At 51.7% G+C, this 16,837-nt stretch carries 15 protein-coding genes; 9 read left to right on the top strand and 6 right to left on the bottom strand.

Going from position 1 to position 16,837, the window contains the following annotated elements:
• Positions 1 to 13 precede the first annotated feature (13 nt).
• Together AL515_RS07890 and AL515_RS07885 are read left to right on the top strand one after the other, a co-directional pair.
• Positions 14 to 1,432 (top strand): L-fucose/L-arabinose isomerase family protein, encoded by a 1,419-nt coding sequence (locus AL515_RS07890; RefSeq protein WP_048212343.1) that lies wholly within the window; start codon positions 14 to 16, stop codon positions 1,430 to 1,432.
• A 32-nt stretch (positions 1,433 to 1,464) separates the two neighbouring features.
• On the top strand, positions 1,465 to 2,973 hold the full coding sequence (locus AL515_RS07885; protein ID WP_048212344.1) for an FGGY family carbohydrate kinase: 1,509 nt from the start codon (positions 1,465 to 1,467) through the stop codon (positions 2,971 to 2,973).
• A gap of 79 nt (positions 2,974 to 3,052) precedes the next feature.
• Here AL515_RS07885 and AL515_RS07880 read toward each other — a convergent pair whose 3' ends face one another.
• Entirely contained in the window at positions 3,053 to 3,757 is a 705-nt protein-coding gene (locus AL515_RS07880; RefSeq protein ID WP_061067483.1) for a GNAT family N-acetyltransferase, read from the bottom strand.
• A gap of 143 nt (positions 3,758 to 3,900) precedes the next feature.
• Here AL515_RS07880 and AL515_RS07875 point away from each other — a divergent pair, with 143 nt between their 5' ends.
• A complete protein-coding gene (locus AL515_RS07875; RefSeq protein WP_061067482.1) occupies positions 3,901 to 5,019 on the top strand; it encodes a YbdK family carboxylate-amine ligase in 1,119 nt (372 codons plus the stop codon).
• A gap of 66 nt (positions 5,020 to 5,085) precedes the next feature.
• Positions 5,086 to 5,334: a DUF1158 family protein gene (locus AL515_RS07870; RefSeq protein ID WP_061067481.1), complete on the top strand. Its 249-nt coding sequence runs from the start codon at positions 5,086 to 5,088 to the stop codon at positions 5,332 to 5,334.
• 22 nt (positions 5,335 to 5,356) lie between these two features.
• Here AL515_RS07870 and AL515_RS07865 read toward each other — a convergent pair whose 3' ends face one another.
• Positions 5,357 to 5,698 carry a RamA family antibiotic efflux transcriptional regulator gene (locus AL515_RS07865; RefSeq protein WP_005122005.1) on the bottom strand — a complete coding sequence of 114 codons (342 nt, stop codon included), beginning with the start codon at positions 5,696 to 5,698 and terminating at the stop codon, positions 5,357 to 5,359.
• A gap of 17 nt (positions 5,699 to 5,715) precedes the next feature.
• The gene (locus AL515_RS07860; RefSeq protein ID WP_061067480.1) at positions 5,716 to 6,828 is read right to left on the bottom strand and encodes an MBL fold metallo-hydrolase; all 1,113 of its coding nucleotides are present in this window, start codon (positions 6,826 to 6,828) and stop codon (positions 5,716 to 5,718) included.
• A 191-nt stretch (positions 6,829 to 7,019) separates the two neighbouring features.
• On the opposite strand from AL515_RS07860, the gene AL515_RS07855 reads away from it, so the two are divergent.
• The 4 genes from AL515_RS07855 to AL515_RS07840 all read left to right on the top strand — a co-directional run bounded on the left by AL515_RS07855 (position 7,020) and on the right by AL515_RS07840 (position 10,051).
• Entirely contained in the window at positions 7,020 to 7,601 is a 582-nt protein-coding gene (locus AL515_RS07855; RefSeq protein WP_048212348.1) for a TetR/AcrR family transcriptional regulator, read from the top strand.
• Complete coding sequence (locus tag AL515_RS07850; RefSeq protein ID WP_048212349.1) at positions 7,601 to 7,969, top strand: MmcQ/YjbR family DNA-binding protein; 369 nt, start codon at positions 7,601 to 7,603, stop codon at positions 7,967 to 7,969. Before AL515_RS07855 ends, AL515_RS07850 begins: the two co-directional genes overlap by 1 nt.
• Before the next feature lie 119 nt (positions 7,970 to 8,088).
• Positions 8,089 to 8,742: an oxygen-insensitive NAD(P)H nitroreductase gene (nfsB, locus tag AL515_RS07845; protein ID WP_061067479.1), complete on the top strand. Its 654-nt coding sequence runs from the start codon at positions 8,089 to 8,091 to the stop codon at positions 8,740 to 8,742.
• A gap of 64 nt (positions 8,743 to 8,806) precedes the next feature.
• Positions 8,807 to 10,051, top strand: coding sequence for a mechanosensitive ion channel family protein (locus AL515_RS07840; RefSeq protein ID WP_061067478.1), 1,245 nt, complete (start codon positions 8,807 to 8,809; stop codon positions 10,049 to 10,051).
• A gap of 54 nt (positions 10,052 to 10,105) precedes the next feature.
• Here AL515_RS07840 and pheP read toward each other — a convergent pair whose 3' ends face one another.
• The 3 genes from pheP to AL515_RS07825 all read right to left on the bottom strand — a co-directional run bounded on the left by pheP (position 10,106) and on the right by AL515_RS07825 (position 14,966).
• Positions 10,106 to 11,500: a phenylalanine transporter gene (gene pheP, locus AL515_RS07835; RefSeq protein ID WP_061067477.1), complete on the bottom strand. Its 1,395-nt coding sequence runs from the start codon at positions 11,498 to 11,500 to the stop codon at positions 10,106 to 10,108.
• 125 nt (positions 11,501 to 11,625) lie between these two features.
• Positions 11,626 to 13,824, bottom strand: a complete 2,199-nt coding sequence (locus AL515_RS07830; protein WP_061067476.1) for a TonB-dependent receptor — start codon at positions 13,822 to 13,824, stop codon at positions 11,626 to 11,628.
• 59 nt (positions 13,825 to 13,883) lie between these two features.
• Positions 13,884 to 14,966 (bottom strand): YncE family protein, encoded by a 1,083-nt coding sequence (locus AL515_RS07825; protein WP_061067475.1) that lies wholly within the window; start codon positions 14,964 to 14,966, stop codon positions 13,884 to 13,886.
• 300 nt (positions 14,967 to 15,266) lie between these two features.
• Between AL515_RS07825 and AL515_RS07820 the strand changes: the two genes are divergently transcribed.
• On the top strand, positions 15,267 to 16,442 hold the full coding sequence (locus AL515_RS07820; RefSeq protein WP_061067474.1) for a DnaJ family molecular chaperone: 1,176 nt from the start codon (positions 15,267 to 15,269) through the stop codon (positions 16,440 to 16,442).
• Positions 16,443 to 16,837: the final 395 nt, after the last annotated feature.

The following is a 16,837-nucleotide window of genomic DNA, read 5'->3' as shown; positions in this document are numbered from 1 at the left end:
ACTGGAGAAAGCTATGTCCCGAATTCCTCAACAACTGACCATGGCTGTCATCATTGGCAATCGGGGATTTTTCCCGAGCTATCTGGTTGCTGAAGCCCGCGAACAGGCCAGCGCACTCTTTGACCGGCTGGGCATTAAAACCATTATGCTCGACGATACGCAGACCGAGCTCGGTGGGGTTGAAACCCGTCAGGATGCGAAAATTTGTGCTGAATTATTCCGCACACACCGCGATGACATTCACGGTGTGGTGGTACTGTTGCCTAACTTTGGCGACGAAAAAGCGATAGCGGAAACGCTGCGTCTTTCTGGTTTAAATGTGCCGGTGCTGGTACAGGCGCAGGAGGACAATCTTGATAAAATGGGACTGGCCACCCGCCGTGACAGCTTCTGCGGCAAGATCTCCCTGTGCAATAACCTGCGCCAGTACGGTATACCGTTTACGCTGACCACTCAGCATGTCTGCGATCTGTCAGGCGAAGTGTTTGAACAGGATCTGAAACGCTTCGAACAAATCTGCCGGGTTGTTACCAGCATGCGCGGTGTACGCGTCGGCGCAATCGGTGCACGTCCGGCCGGGTTTAATACCGTCCGCTACAGCGAAAAATTACTCGAAAGGCTGGGGATCGCCGTGGAAACACTGGACCTGTCTGAAGTCTTTACCCGCATCAAACGACTGCGCGACGACGATATTCGCGTGGATGAGAAGCGACGTCTGTTGCTGGATAACGCCGACGCCAGCACCATTCCAACTGACAAACTGGTCACAATGGCAAAACTGTTTGTCGTTATCAGCGAATGGGTTGTTGCCAACGATATTGATACGACAGCCATCCAGTGCTGGACCTCGCTGCAGGAAAATTTGGGTATCAATGTCTGTTCGATCATGAGCGTAATGTCCGGGCAGTTAATGCCCAGCGCCTGCGAAGTGGACGTGATGGGTGCATTGTCAATGTACGCGCTCGCCAGCAGTAATTTAAGCCCTGCATCGATTGCTGACTGGAATAATAATTTCGGCGACGATCGTGACAAATGTGTCCTGTTTCACTGCGGTAACTTCGCATCAGCCAGTCTGGATAACCCGAAGATGGGCACGGCAGATATCATCGGCACCACGGTGGGAAAAGAGAACACCTGTGGTGCGGTACATGGACGCATGAAAAGCGGTGCGCTGACCTACTTCCGCCTGAGCACCGACGATTTAACCGGTGAAATCAAAGCCTACGTCGGGGAAGGGCAATCGGTTGACGATCCACTGGATACGGTTGGCTGCCGCGCGGTAATTCAGGTGCCTCATCTGGAGGATCTACTGTCCTGGATCTGTCGCAACGGCTTTGAGCATCACGTGGCCATGAACCATTCTGCCAGCGCCGAGGTGCTGCATGAAGCTTTCACCCGCTATCTCGGGGTGGACACCTTTTTCCATCGCTAATGCTCAGGGAATCAGAGGGGCTGGAGAAAACAATGTCAGCACAAAAAGACATTATTGTTGCGCTCGATGAAGGCACCACCAATGCCAAAGCCGTCGCGCTGGATAGCCAGGGAAATGTGGTCGCGAAATTCTCCCAGGCGTTGGCGATCCACACGCCCCGCGAAGGCTGGGTTGAACAGTCGGGCGATGCGCTGCTGGAAGCATCGCTGGCTGTGGTAGCACAAGCCATTGCTGCCGTTGGCGCACATCGCGTCGCCGCGCTGGCGATCAGCAATCAACGTGAAACGGCGATCGGCTGGTATCGTACCAGCGGACGCCCCATCGGCCCTGCCATCACCTGGCAGTGTTCGCGGACGGCCGATTTTTGTCGTGCATTACGTGAACAGGGCCGAGAGGCACACATAAAATCCGCCACCGGATTACCCGTCGCCCCGCTCTTTTCTGCCTCTAAAATGCGCTGGCTACTGGAGTCTGTTCCCAACGGTATGGCGCTCGCACAGCAAGCCGAAATATGTCTCGGAACCATCGATAGCTGGTTATTGTGGAACCTGACACACGGCCAGTCATTTCGTTGCGACATCTCGAACGCTTCGCGTACGCAATTGCTCAATCTGAACAGTGGCCAATGGGATAGCGAGATGCTGGCGCTGTTTGGTATCCCACGACAGGCACTGCCTGAAATTTGCCCTTCCAGCTACCCTTTTGGCGTCACACAAGGCCTGGCGACGATACCTGATGGCATCCCTATTCTGGCGATGATCGGCGACTCTCATGCCGCGCTGTTTGCTCATGGACTGGGGACCGAAGGCTGTGTCAAAGCCACCTATGGCACCGGATCTTCCGTTATGGCTCCTGTATTCACGACACAGTCTGCGGTGAACGCGTTGGCAACGACCATCGCCTGGCATGATGGTGATACCCTGGTCTACGGTCTGGAGGGCAATATTCCGCATACCGGGGACGCCGTCGCATGGATGGCCGATAGCACAGGTCTTAGCGAATTACCGGACGCGCAATTGCTGCACGAGCTCAATACACTGCCTGCTACGGTTGACTCGACACTGGGCGTCTATTTTGTTCCGGCACTGACCGGACTGGGCGCCCCCTGGTGGGATGAAGATGCCAGAGGATTGATTCACGGTCTTAGCCGCGGAGTAAAGCGCGCACATCTGGTACGTGCAGCACTAGAGTCCATTACCTATCAGATTGCCGATGTTGTATCCGCGATGCGCCAGCACAAAGGCTTTCAACTCAGTGCGTTAATGGTTGACGGTGGACCAACAAAAAATGACTGGCTGATGCAGTATCAGGCTGATTTGCTGGGCTGTCCGGTCATGCGCAGCGATATCCCTGAACTTTCCGCGATAGGTGCAGGACTGCTGGCACGCAAGAACCTGCTGGGTATAGCAACCAGCCAGTTACACGACTACCTGCCCGATCACGTGTCGTTCCAGCCCGATATGGTACGCCATGGAAGACTGCAAAAACGCTGGCATGAATGGCAAAGCGCCGTCGAACGTACCCGCTGGCAAACCCGTTAGTGAATCAGCACCCATAATAAATGCGCCCATGCCATGACTGTACTGACTGCGGGCGCATCGTTAATTTTTCTGAAGCGTACTATTGCTGCCGACATGCCGCCAATGACTGGCGCTGCAGCCCGTTTTCATCAAAGTTGTCGACAGCCAGCCAACGCTGCAAAACAGCGTCACACTGTGACCACTCATCGTCAATCATTGATAGCCAGTCGCTGTCGCGATTACGGCCCTTGCGCACCATCTTTTGGCGAAAGCGCCCTTCATGGATAAACCCTAAACGCTCCGCCGCACGTCGGGATGCGATGTTCAGGGAATCACATTTCCACTCCACGCGGCGATAGCCCAGCGCAAACGCCTGGCGCAGCAACAGCCAGACGGTTTCAGTACCCAGCACCGTATTCTTCATTCGTGGCGACCAGGTCACATGGCCTATCTCGACCGAGCCATTTACAAGGTCGATCGCCATAAATGAGACTAACCCCACGGCGCGCCCGGATTGTAAATCAATCACCGCATAGGGAACCAAAGTGGCATCCGTTGATTTACCCGTGACCCAGCGCACGGCCTCCTCTACGCTCGCCGGACGCGTGCAGGCAAGCCAGGTCCAGTCACGTTCGTCAGGTGCCTGCGCGTAGGCGTCAAACAAATCGGCGGCATGGCGGTCAGCATTCAGGGGCTCCAGACGGCAATATTGTCCGATAAGCACACTCCGTGGCAGCGCAGTTGCGCCATTCCAGTCCGGTAGGGCATCACCCACCGTTTGCCCATACAGATTTATCTCTGGCACTGTTCAACCCCTGTTATGCAAGCAAAAACCAATTTATAGCACCCGCCATTTCACCTTCAAAGCACTGGTCAGGGATTTCTCACGCGGAACAGAAAATCGCCGCCCTTCTATACTGATTAAAAATCAACGCTCAGGGGAACACTATGTCACTTCCCGATTTTCATGTCTCAGACCCCTTTACGCTAGGTATTGAACTGGAAATGCAGGTAATCAATCCTCCGGGCTACGATCTGAGTCAGGACGCGTCCAGGTTGATTGACGCCGTGAAGTCAGAACTCACTGTCGGCGAGGTGAAGCACGATATCACCGAAAGTATGCTGGAAATGGCGACCGGGGTGTGTTGCAATGTTGACCAGGCGGCCGCGCAGTTTTCCACCATACAACACCTTGTTTTGCGCGCAGCCCAAACGCTTCACCTCGAAATCTGCGGTGGTGGTACGCACCCATTTCAGACATGGCAGCGTCAGGAAGTGTGTGATGACGAACGCTATCGGCGGAACCTGGAGAACTTCGGCTACCTTATTCAGCAGGCAACGGTTTTCGGTCAGCATGTTCATATCGGTTGTGCCAACGGTGACGATGCGATTTACCTGCTGCACGGCCTGTCGCGATTTGTCCCCCACTTTATTGCGCTCTCTGCGGCCTCACCCTATATGCAGGCTGCCGATACACGCTTTGCCTGCGCACGGCTGAACATTTTCTCCGGATTTCCCGATAATGGCCCGATGCCGTGGGTAAGCAACTGGCAGGAATTTACCAGGCTCTTTCGCCGACTGGCGTATACCAGCATGATTGACAGCATTAAAGATTTGCACTGGGACATCCGCCCCAGTCCGCATTTTGGCACGGTAGAGGTACGGGTGATGGATACCCCGCTGACCCTTGAGCATGCTCTCAACATAGCCGGTCTAATTCAGGCTACCGCCCACTGGTTACTCACCGAACGGCCATTCAGGCATCAGGAAAATGATTATCTGTTGTACAAGTTCAACCGTTTTCAGGCCTGTCGTTTTGGTATGGAAGGAATACTCACCGACGTGAATACCGGGGATCACCACTGCCTGGCGGATGACACGCTACGCTTACTGAACACTGTCACTGCGTCGGCTGAAAAAGTGGGGGCAGCGAGTGCCGTTCACACCTTACATCAGCAGGTGAAAAAGGGTCACAATGAGGTGCGGCACATGCGTGATTTTGTGGCAAACGGTGGCTCGCTGAGTGGACTGGTGAAAAAACACTGTGAGATCTGGGCGGGGCATTAAGCGCGACGTTTGCGTTAACCAACGAGATCCCGGACAATGGCTTTTTAACTCAAGTTTAACAATGCCATGAAACACCCGCTTGAATCACTGATGACCGCCGCCGGGATACTGCTGTTGGCTCTGCTTTCCTGCCTGCTGCTGCCCGCCCCTTCGCTTGGCCTGGCGTTGGCGCAAAAGTTAGTCACAACCTTTCATTTAATGGATCTTAATCAGTTTTATACTTTGTTGTTTTGTCTGTGGTTCTTGCTTCTCGGGGTGATTGAATATTTTGTACTGCGCTTCATCTGGCGGCGTTGGTTCTCGCTGGCAGAATAGACCCGCGAGAACCCGTATACCGTTAATGTGTGCGGCTGTGATTTTCTTTACGATACGCCCCAGGCGGCTGGCTAAACGTACGGGTAAAAATACGCGTGAAAGTCTGCTGCGAATCGAAGCCATACTTCAGACAGATATCGTAAACTTTTTGGTCGGTATCTCGCAGATCGCGTGCCGCTAATAATAGCTTACGTTCACGGATATAACGCCCGAGGCTCTCGCCTTTGTACTGCAGAAAAAGGCGTTGCAGATGCCATTTTGAATACCCCGCATGGCGCGCAATATCATCAATGCGCAAGGGTTGGTTCAAATTATCATCAATCCATTCAACAATCGTATCAATTACCTGAGCAGAAATCGTCATCATGCTCTCCCCTCTGTTCATTGCGTTGCCTGCTGCCACCAGGCCGTAAACTGTTGGTCCGGTTCGGACAGTGCTACCGGCTCACCCAGCATCGGCGTCAGCAATCGGTAATGTTGGCGGCGACTGGCAAGTGCCAGTCTTTTGTAGGGATCATCCCAGGTGTGTTTTGCCAGAACGAAGCGACCCGCATGTCCGGGTAATACCGCTTTCGCGTGGAGATCGGCCGCGGCCTGGGCGGTTTCTTCCGGCATCATATGAATGAACTTCCAGTCCTGGTCATACTGACCATTTTCCATGATTGCCAAATCGACCTTGCCAAACTGCTCGCCAATCGCTTTAAAATGCGGCCCGTAGCCGGAGTCACCGCTGTAGTAAACGTTCTGTTCCGGCGTTTCAAACATGAAACTGGCCCACAGCGTTTGGTTACGTTTAATCCCCCGGCCAGAAAAATGGCGGGCCGGCAGGACATGGACGATCAGCGAGTCCGTCACTTTGACGGATTGATTCCAGTCACGTTCCTCAATAATCTCGCTGTTCATTCCCCAGTAACGCAGGTGCGATCCCACGCCAAGTGGCGTAATCACGCGCTTAATCTTCGGCATCAGGGCCTTGATGGTGGCAAGATCCAGATGGTCATAATGATCATGCGAGATAATAAGAAGATCGATCTCCGGCATCGTCTGCGCGGTCCACGGATACTCACCAGCAAAAGCTTTATTCAGGAATGAAAACGGTGCGGCATAATTGCTCAACACCGGATCAATAAGAATACGCTGGCCCGCCAACTGTAAATACCACGAGGAATGTCCCAGCCAGACAAGGGTATCCTGCTCTGGCGATAAACTGGCGAGATCGGTCGCAACCAGTGGTAACGGCTGCGCGGGTCGCGCGTTTTCTCGCTTCGCGATCAGAAACTCCCACCAGGCCGCCAGCATACCTTTGTTGCCGGTATAGCCCGGGGTCGGGACCTGATTATGAAACTGTCCATCACGATAGTGTGGCGACTGTTCAACCTGACTCAGTTGTGCTCCTTGCGGCGCCTGACCAAATCCGGCATTGAGGACAAACGGTAAACTTGCTGCTGCGGCAATGAGCATAATAACAACCACACAAACTGTGAGACGCTTCATATCCTGACCTTAAACGCGCCCCCTTTCCGCTGGGTTGCGCGACTGACTCTTGATTATGAGTGAGTAAGCACTCATTATAGAAATCGAAAGTTTGTCGTCAAGATGATTTTCAATCTTTGACATTCGCCGTTGCGGTGCTGCAAAGGCCGTGATTCAATCCTATTTTTTTACAGACTTAGGGGTAAAGTGTAGTGGCTCGTCCGAAGAGTGAAGACAAAAAACAGGCATTACTGGAAGCTGCAACCGCAGCATTTGCACAATCAGGCATTGCGGCCTCTACCGCCGTAATTGCCCGCAATGCAGGTGTCGCAGAGGGAACATTGTTTCGCTATTTCGCAACAAAAGATGATCTGATCAACGAGCTTTACCTCCATTTAAAGCAAGACCTCTGCCAGTCAATGATGGCAAATCTGGATCGCTCAGTGACCGATGCCAAAACCATGACTCACTACATCTGGAACAGCTACATCAGTTGGGGTCTGGACCATACTTGTGGACATCGCACTATCCGCCAACTGGCCGTCAGCGAAAAGATCAGCAAAGAAACCGAACAGCAGGCTGATGATATGTTCCCGGAACTGCGCGATTTATGTCATCGTTCCGTTCGCCCTGAATTTATGTCTGACGAATATCGTGCCTTCGGTGATGGGCTTTTTCTTTCACTGGCAGAAACAACCATGGAATTTGCCGCCCGCGATCCTGCCCGCGCGAATGAATATATTTCGATGGGGTTTGAGGCCATGTGGCGCGCACTGACCCGCGAGGAAAAATAATGGACGGCCAAACGCTGCATGCTTGTGCTAAACGTATTGCGCTCGAACTGCCTTTTACTGAGCAATGCTGGCCGTTCGGCCCGGAATACGATGTCTTCAAAGTCGGCGGTAAGATTTTTATGATTGTCTCAGAGCAGCGCGGTCGTCCGTTGGTTAATTTGAAATCAGACCCACAAAAATCACTGCTGAATCAGCAGATTTACCGCAGTATCGAACCGGGCTATCACATGAATAAAAAGCACTGGATATCCGTCTACCCCGGCGATGATATTAGCGAGTCATTACTGACTGACCTGGTGAACGACTCATGGCATCGGGTGGTAGACGGCCTGCCTAAGCGGGATCAAAAACGCCTGCGGCCTGGCTGATTTATCGTTAGCGTCGATAAGTGTTTTTGCATTTTTCGGTCTTATCATTTTCCCGCTAACCCTGTACCCTGCTGAAACAAAACGTACCCGCAGGGTATAAAAAACCACCAGGAGTAGTTATGGATATTGTTTCTGTCGCCTTAAAACGTTACTCCACTAAGGCATTCGATCCGACTAAAAAACTGACCGCTGAGCAGGCCGAAAAATTAAAAACACTGCTGCAGTTTAGTCCGTCCAGTACCAACTCTCAGCCATGGCACTTTATCGTTGCCAGCACTGACGAGGGAAAAGCGCGGGTGGCTAAATCCGCAGCCGGCGGCTTCGTGTTCAACGAACGTAAAATGCTGGATGCTTCCCACGTCGTGGTGTTCTGCGCCAAAACGGCGATGGACGATGCGTGGCTGGAGCGCGTGGTGGATCAAGAAGAGCGCGATGGACGCTTCGCCACCCCTGAAGCCAAAGCCGCAAACCACAAAGGTCGTACCTTCTTTGCTGATATGCATCGCAAAGAACTGAAAGATGACAACCACTGGATGGCAAAACAGGTGTACCTGAACGTCGGTAACTTCCTGCTGGGCGTTGCAGCAATGGGTCTGGATGCAGTGCCGATTGAAGGCTTTGATGCGGCAGTGATGGATGCAGAGTTTGGTCTGAAAGAAAAAGGTTACACCAGCGTTGTCGTGGTCCCGGTGGGTCATCACAGCGTAGAAGACTTCAACGCCGCCCTGCCAAAATCACGTCTGCCGCAAGAAACGACGCTGACAGAAGTCTGATCCCCATATTTGCATAAGCTCCACGCAGCGGTCATCATAGACCGCTGTTTATTAAGGAGACATTATGCAGGAATTGATATCTCAGGTAGAAGAACTCGGCATTGAAATAAATCACACCACCTCGCTGGTGATGATTTTTGGCATTATTTTTATCACCGCCATTATTGTTCACGTTATTTTGCACTGGGTGGTATTACGCGCATTTGAAAAACGTGCCAGCACCAGTTCCCGTCTGTGGTTGCAAATTATCACGCAGAACAAATTATTCCACCGTCTGGCGTTTACGCTACAAGGTATCATCGTCAATATACAGGCCACACTCTGGCTACAAAAAGGCAGTGAAGCGGCAGATATATTAGTGACTTGCGCACAGCTGTGGATCATGATGTACGCCCTGCTGTCCCTGTTTTCTCTGCTGGACGTTATTCTCAACCTGTCGCAAAAACTCCCTGCCGCATCCCAGTTACCCTTGAAAGGTATATTTCAGGGTATCAAACTGATTGCCGCCATCCTCGTCGGGATCCTGATGATTTCCCTGCTGATAGGCCAATCGCCGGCAATACTGATAAGCGGTCTGGGTGCCATGGCTGCCGTATTAATGCTGGTGTTTAAAGACCCGATTCTCGGCCTGGTGGCCGGAATACAGCTTTCAGCCAACGACATGCTTAAGCTTGGCGACTGGCTGGAAATGCCGAAATACGGCGCAGATGGTGCGGTTATTGATATTGGCTTAACCACCGTAAAAGTGCGCAACTGGGATAATACCATCACCACGATCCCCACCTGGTCGTTGGTATCAGACTCGTTTAAAAACTGGAGCGGGATGTCGGCTTCCGGTGGTCGGAGAATTAAACGCAGCATCAGCATCGATGCCACCAGCATTCATTTTCTTGATGAAGATGAACGCCAGCGATTGCATAAAGCGCATCTGCTGAAACCCTATTTAACCACGCGTCACCAGGAAATCAGCGAGTGGAACCAGCAATTAGATGCGCCTGAGTCCGTATTGAATCATCGCCAGATGACCAATATCGGCACCTTCCGCGCTTATCTGAACGAATATTTACGCCACCACCCGCGTATTCGCAAAGATATGACATTAATGGTGCGCCAACTTGCACCAGATGACCACGGTTTACCGATTGAAATTTATGCGTTTACCAATACGGTGGTGTGGCTGGAATATGAAAGTATTCAGGCTGATATCTTCGACCATATTTTTGCCGTCGTCGAAGAGTTTGGTTTACGCATTCATCAATCCCCTACCGGAAATGATATTCGCGCCCTGGCAGGTGTCTTTCAGCGTTAATCGGTAGCATGAAGAAAGGACCGATCTCATCACCAGGATGAGATCGGTTAGATATTAGCGGGACTTGCGACGCAGCAGTTTGAAGGCCACGAACAGGAACAGGATCCACACCGGCAGCAGGATAGCGGACAGGCGCATATCATCCATGGTGCACATCAGCACCAGAATCATACCAAGGAAGGCGATGCACACGTAGTTACCCGCTGGATACAACAACGCTTTAAACTGAGTATCACGCCCCTTACGACGCATTGCCGCCCGGAAACGCAGGTGTGCCAGACAGATCATAATCCAGTTCAATAGCAGCGTCGCAACCACCAGCGCCATCAACAGGCTGAAGGCTTTTTGCGGCAACACATAGTTGATCAGCACCACCAGCGACGTAATCGCGCCGGACAGAATCAATGAGTTTACCGGTACGCCACGACGGCTGACTCGGGTTAAGAACTTCGGTGCATTTCCCTGTACCGACAGACCAAACAGCATACGGCTGTTAGAGTAGACGCCACTGTTATACACCGACAGCGAAGCCACCAGGATGACAAAGTTCAGCGCAGAAGCCACCACGTTACTGTCAAGATTATGGAAAATCATCACAAACGGGCTGCTGTTGGATTTCACTTCCACCCACGGATACAGCGCCAACAGCACCACCAATGAGCCGATGTAAAACAGCAAAATACGATACACCACCTGGTTTACCGCTTTCGGGATACTTTTTTGCGGGTCCTGCGCTTCGGCAGCGGTAATTCCGATCAGTTCCAGACCACCAAACGAGAACATGATCACCGCCAACGACAGGATCAGTCCATTCCAGCCAGTCGCGAAAAAGCCGTTATAACGCCAGAGGTTATCGATGCTTGCATGTTCGCCGCCGTTGCCGGAAACCAGCATCCAGATACCAAAGCCAATCATGCCGATAATCGCCAGAACTTTGATCAGCGCAAACCAAAATTCCGTTTCGCCATACAGACGCACGTTGACCAGGTTGACCGCATTGATAATCACGAAGAAAGCCGCGGCCCAAATCCAGGTTGGAACATCAGGCAGCCAGTACTGCATATAAATTCCGGCTGCGGTGAGTTCTGCCATGCCAACCAGCACAAACATCACCCAGTAGTTCCAGCCAGACAAGAAACCCGCGAACGGACCCCAGTATTTATAGGCAAAGTGGGCAAACGATCCGGAAACGGGTTCTTCAACCACCATTTCGCCCAGCTGACGCATGATCAGAAACGCGATAATCCCGGCAACACCGTAACCGAGTAATACAGCAGGTCCCGCCATCTGAATAGCCGGGCCGATTCCCAGAAACAAGCCTGTACCAATTGCGCCGCCCAGCGCAATTAACTGAATATGGCGGTTTTGCAACCCCCGCTGAAGCGTCGGTTCATTCGTCGACGCGGCATCAGACACGCTGGTGTCAGATGCAGTTGACGCGTTTTTCACGCCCTACCCCTGTGTGGTTTTTATTGAAGGGGCTTCTTTTAACATTTCAACCTGGTTGTCGCAAGGCGCAATCGTTTGGATACGCCGGGCATCCTTGCCCAACGCACCGAGGCCCAGGAAAAAAATCAGAAGTCGTAACTGACGGAAACCTTCAGCGTGCGTGGCTCGCCCTGGAACAGATAAGTCCCGGTATCATCAATACCTGACCAGTAATTCTCGTTGGTGACGTTATCGACCCCTGCACGCAAAATCATCTGGTTCTGATTTTGATTGAGTGACATACGGTAACGCACACCTAAATCCAGTGTGGTAAAACTGTCGAGTTTCTTGGTATTTGCCGCGTTGGCATACTGAGCGCCAGAATGGTTCAGCCGTGCCGTCGCGGTGAGTCCTTCAACAGGTTTAATATCATATTCAGCCCCCAGCACCGCATAGAAGTCCGGTACGCCGATTGCCGTCTTACCGTTGTTGACACCGTTTTGATTTTTACTGAGCGTCGCATCCAGCCACGTTGCACTGGCGTTCAGCCGCAGTCCTAACACCGGTTCACCAAATACATTCAGCTCCACGCCACGATTACGCTGCTCACCGTTGATTGCGTAATACCGGGTCTGGCTATCCAACTGCGCAACCGGCATTTTGATTTCAAACAGCGCCAGTGAACCGCCTACACGCCCAAAGTCTGTTTTGACCCCAACCTCATTCTGTTTTGCATGGATGATTCCGGTGCTTTGACCGTAGTTCACCGCACTGCTTGGCGCGGTGCTGCCAGGCTGTAGCGATTCGGTATGATTCGCATAAAGAGAAAGTTCCTGCCACGGCTTATATACGACACCGTACGTCGGCATCCAGCGGCTGTCATCAAAACTGTTCTTAACGTTTTCAGCGCCTGTTTCTTTGTTGTAATCACGTACCACGACCTTTTGGTGGCGGGCACCGACGGTAAACAGAAGCTGATCATCAAGCACGCCCAACGTATCGCTGAGTAACCACCCCTGGCTACGCGTACGTCCACTGGTTAACGGATCGCTGTAGTTACCTCCCGTCGCCGTCACCGCTGGTTTTGCTACAGCTTGCGTATCGTAGATATTGACGTCCGGACGTGCGGCACGTGACCCCATGCGCCAGGCGATTTTGTCTTCTTTAGTGACGGCGGAATAGCCTACATTAACCTTATGTGACACAAAACCCGTATCAAAATTCCCGCGCAGCCCTGCCATCCCGCTGAACGCATCAATAATACGATTGGTATCAAGGCGTCCGGCTTTGGCGTCACCGGCCTGGTTGTATATTTCCGGGGCACTGTACAAACCAATTTCATGCGCGTGCTGCGCACCTAAACCAGCATAAGCGGTCCAGTTATCGGTCAGGTCATATTCCGTGCGCGCCATTCCGAACTCATTTTCAATATCGCTATAACCCCATCTCTGGCTATAGTTGTGCGTATTTTTCGGCAGATCGGGGACAAATGGCACATAGTAGACATTGATCCCCATGTTACCGCCGTGAAACGTCTTTTTTTGATACCCGACGTCTAATGAACTGCGGAAACGGTCGCCACGGTAATCCAGTCCCAGCGATGCCAGCGTGGTACGACGTTTATCGTCGTCAACCGCCCCCTCCCCTTCACGATGCAACAGATTCACACGGGCACCGACCTGGTTATTGTCACCAAAACGACGTCCGGCATCGAGCGACGTTCCCACCTGTGAGTCACTGGTATAGTCCATACCAAGGCGTGTGATCGGCGTATCGTCTGCATGCTTGGGTTCAAGATTAATCATTCCGCCAACGCCGCTACCGGCCGCGCCATTGAGCAATCCATTCGCGCCTTTAAAGATTTCAACGCGATCGATCATCTGCGTATCCACCACCTGGCGCGGCAGCACACCTGATAATCCACCAAAGGTCATATCATCGCCGTCAAGTTTCAGACCGCGAATACGGTATGTCTCTGCGTAGTTACCGTAGCCTTGCACCGCCTGCACGCTCGCGTCATTGGCGACAACATCGGCTACGGTCTTAGCTTGCTGATCTTCGACCAGTTTTGAGGTGTAGCTTATAACGTTAAATGGCACATCCATGGCATTTTGCTGACCAAGCATCCCCAGCCTGCCGCCATTGGCGACCTGGCCGTCGAGGAAAGCAGGCAGTAACGTATCGCCACCGGGTTTAAAATCACGTCCCTCTGCAGCCTGTACGACAATGGTATCTTCCGCTTCTGTCGGGGTTTCAGCAGCATTCACCGTGCCGGAAAGCGCGCCAATAGTAGCGGCCAGCACAGTTTTTCTCATTAATTGTGCGTATGTTTTAGTCTTGTCCATAGCCATGCCATTAAAAGTCTGACGACGTTGCCGGAGAGCGCCCCGGCAACATGTTGTTATTATTTATTCAGATCAATACGCACCACGTTATCTGGCGCGGAGGTGGAGTGGTCTTTATTGAATTTCTGTTTCACGGTGACAAACAAGGTTTGGCCATCAGCAGAGAGCAACAGGCTGTTTGGATTGGGGAGGAGCTCCCAGCTTTTCTTCACGCTGTAATCCGTTGCGTTCAGGCTAAGCAATTTTCCGGAATCACGCTGGGTAATATAGATTTCATTACGCTTCGCATTGAATTTCACCGCCAGAGAATCCCCGATATCCAGTTGTTTGAGCAGCTTGCCCGTATGAATATCCAACACCAATGTCGTTTTCGCTTTGGAATTGTCGGTGACAAACAGGCGACCGGTTTGCGGGTCTTCCGCCATATTCAACAGCAACGCGGGTTTATCGCCCAGCGGCTGCCAGCGTTTTTCAACGCGCTGAGTACGCGGGTTGATAACCAGGATTTCACCGCCGCCATTTGCCGCATAAATACGCTGCGTCATTTCTGAGTAATGCAGTCCGGTCATCCATTTACCGGTATTTTTAATCCGGGTTTTTAGTTTCAGCGTTTCGGCATCAACCACCCAGATCACCGCCGGATCGGCAACGGCGCCAATATAGAGCAGACCGTTATGCAGCAGTACCTGACGCGCACCGTATGGGAAACCTTGCGGGTTACGTTCCGGGAACAGCACGCGATTCTTCACTTTGCCGTCTGCGGCATTCAGCGCGCTTAGACCACCATCCAGAGAGTTGGTGACATACACCGTTTTACCGTCTGGCGAGATAGCCATACCAAAGTTTTTCAGATCGGTGTGGCTCAGACCGATGGTCTTCAGCGTTTGCGGATCCAGCTTGTAAACCACCCCACCCTGAACATCTTTGAACCCTTCCGCGCTGGCGACGTACAGCGCATCACCCGCAGGACTCAGCGCCATTTCATACAAGCCGTCAGCCAGTGCGCGTTGCTGAATATCCGTTGCTGCCGGTGCGATTGCTTTTTCCTGTGCCAGCGGGTTACTGGCTGGCGTGGCGTTAGCTGTGCAGCCGCTCAATGCAACGGCAGCCAACAATGCCAGAGCGGATGTTGTTTTTTTCATTGTCAGGATCCTTACCAGAATTCACGCAGATTGTTAATATCAAAAGAGAATGAGAACTATACGCATTATCTTTATCAGATCAAGAATAATTAGCCGGTGAATAAAAAAGATGAAACGAGGGTTTAAAGACATGAAGAAGTGCGCGCCAGTACCGCTTTTTCATAATTACAGTTAATTATTCTGGACGAAAAGGCATCGCAGGCCACAGAATGCACTTTACTGTTTTTCCAACATTTTCAAACGGGTGAACCTGTCGTGGTTCAGTCACTCGTTTTTGAACCACGCCAGGCAACGACTGTCATGAATAAGATCATTAAACGACTTGAGATCGTCAAAAGCGCCATCGAACTGGAAGATGAAGAGATTATTTTCCAGCAGCTGGCGCATCTGAAAAATGAACCTTTGCCAGTCATTCCCGGCGTCATCGTGCAGGCGATTGAAGAACGGCGTTTCGGCGATGCCCTGCGTGAAATTACGCACTGGCTACAATCCCAGCGCGCAGTATCAACGTGGCAGGACCCCGGCATTGCCGCCAGTAAGCTCGAACTGAAAGCGCTTGAAACCCAACTGCGTGATCTGATTGATAAGCGCAACACGCGCATTCAAATCCTCGATGATTTCAATGACCTGTATCATCTTCGCCTCGGACCGTTAATGAGCCGAATTCTCGAACTGCGTAAGCAGTTGGCCGCCAGCGCACAACGTAAGCAGGAAGCAGAACGAAAACGTCGCGAAAAAGATTATCAGTCCTGTCTGCACTATATTTCACAGGCCGTTGATCAACTGGCGAAACTCAAGCAGCACTGGGTAAATCTGAGTTCGGACTCCCGCGAATCCGTGGAAACTCGCCAGCGCATTCAGCAACAGACTGAGCTTATCACCGCCCTGCTGGCGGAAATTCGTGAACTGGAAAACGACTTTTCTCGCCAGGACGACAGCGCGACCCGTCAGGCACAGGAGGAAGCCAGCCACGAATATGATGAATATCAGGAACAACAGCAGGATGCGCAGCACCGCTACACCCGCGACCAGCGGCTTTCAGCGGATGAACGTAATGAGTTAAAACGCCTGTGGCGTCAGGCCAGTCGCCTTTGTCACCCGGACGTGGTAGCGGATGACCTGAAAGAGAAAGCCCATCAGATGATGGTGCAGCTTAATCAGGCACGACAAAATGCCGATCTGGCCGCAGTTCGGGCATTGCTGACCCAGTTACAAAGCGGACTCGAACCGATGATGGCAAGTGATCGATTAAACGATCTGCAGCATTTACGTAGCAAGATTCATCAGCTCAGGGAGCAAATTAATGCGCTGCTCAAAGAGATTAGCGATCTGGAAGCGGAAAACGCCTGGCGTCTTGCTACTTCAGTGACAGACAAAGAAGCCTACTTCTCCGATCAGCAACGGGCACTGACCGAAATCCGCACTACGCTGGAAATGCAGGTACAACAAGTGGAGCAAGAACTATTGGCTGGCTGAGAAAATGCGCGTACAAAAAGCAGACAAAAAAGCGGCTGCAAGACTGATTTTCAGATTAAGCACAAAAAGCTTATTTCAGATTAAACACCTTAAAACACTAACAAAACAAGAATATAAATCTAAATTATTTTCATTTTCAGCCCATTAATTCAAATTAAACACTATTTTCTCCTTCCAAACATTTAGCTCCTTCCCTGCCCGGCCTTTGATTAAGAATTCTCCTGGTTGTTTCCTACCCCGTTAAGAAAACCACATATCTGTTTGAAATTAATAACAATTAACAGTATTCCCCTTCTAAACCTATAGGAATCCCCTGTCATTATCGAATCGACGGACACAAAACTTCGCCGATCAATAAGCGAAATCTATCAATCATCTTCACAGAGGTGATATAA

Source organism: Citrobacter sp. FDAARGOS_156 (assembly GCF_001559235.2).
GTDB classification, from domain to species: domain Bacteria; phylum Pseudomonadota; class Gammaproteobacteria; order Enterobacterales; family Enterobacteriaceae; genus Citrobacter; species Citrobacter youngae.
The sequence above is the reverse complement of the archived record's forward strand: the minus strand, read 5'-3'. Positions and strand labels throughout refer to the sequence as shown.

Bases quoted from the DNA above. Each gene is read 5' to 3' on its own strand.
- AL515_RS07890 (WP_048212343.1), top strand. From the start codon at position 14: ATGTCCCGAATTCCTCAACAACTGACCATGGCTGTCATCATTGGCAAT.
- AL515_RS07885 (WP_048212344.1), top strand. From the start codon at position 1,465: ATGTCAGCACAAAAAGACATTATTGTTGCGCTCGATGAAGGCACCACC.
- AL515_RS07875 (WP_061067482.1), top strand. From the start codon at position 3,901: ATGTCACTTCCCGATTTTCATGTCTCAGACCCCTTTACGCTAGGTATT.
- AL515_RS07870 (WP_061067481.1), top strand. From the start codon at position 5,086: ATGAAACACCCGCTTGAATCACTGATGACCGCCGCCGGGATACTGCTG.
- AL515_RS07865 (WP_005122005.1), bottom strand. From the start codon at position 5,698: ATGACGATTTCTGCTCAGGTAATTGATACGATTGTTGAATGGATTGAT.
- AL515_RS07860 (WP_061067480.1), bottom strand. From the start codon at position 6,828: ATGAAGCGTCTCACAGTTTGTGTGGTTGTTATTATGCTCATTGCCGCA.
- AL515_RS07850 (WP_048212349.1), top strand. From the start codon at position 7,601: ATGGACGGCCAAACGCTGCATGCTTGTGCTAAACGTATTGCGCTCGAA.
- nfsB (WP_061067479.1), top strand. From the start codon at position 8,089: ATGGATATTGTTTCTGTCGCCTTAAAACGTTACTCCACTAAGGCATTC.
- AL515_RS07840 (WP_061067478.1), top strand. From the start codon at position 8,807: ATGCAGGAATTGATATCTCAGGTAGAAGAACTCGGCATTGAAATAAAT.
- AL515_RS07830 (WP_061067476.1), bottom strand. From the start codon at position 13,824: ATGGACAAGACTAAAACATACGCACAATTAATGAGAAAAACTGTGCTG.
- AL515_RS07825 (WP_061067475.1), bottom strand. From the start codon at position 14,966: ATGAAAAAAACAACATCCGCTCTGGCATTGTTGGCTGCCGTTGCATTG.
- AL515_RS07820 (WP_061067474.1), top strand. From the start codon at position 15,267: ATGAATAAGATCATTAAACGACTTGAGATCGTCAAAAGCGCCATCGAA.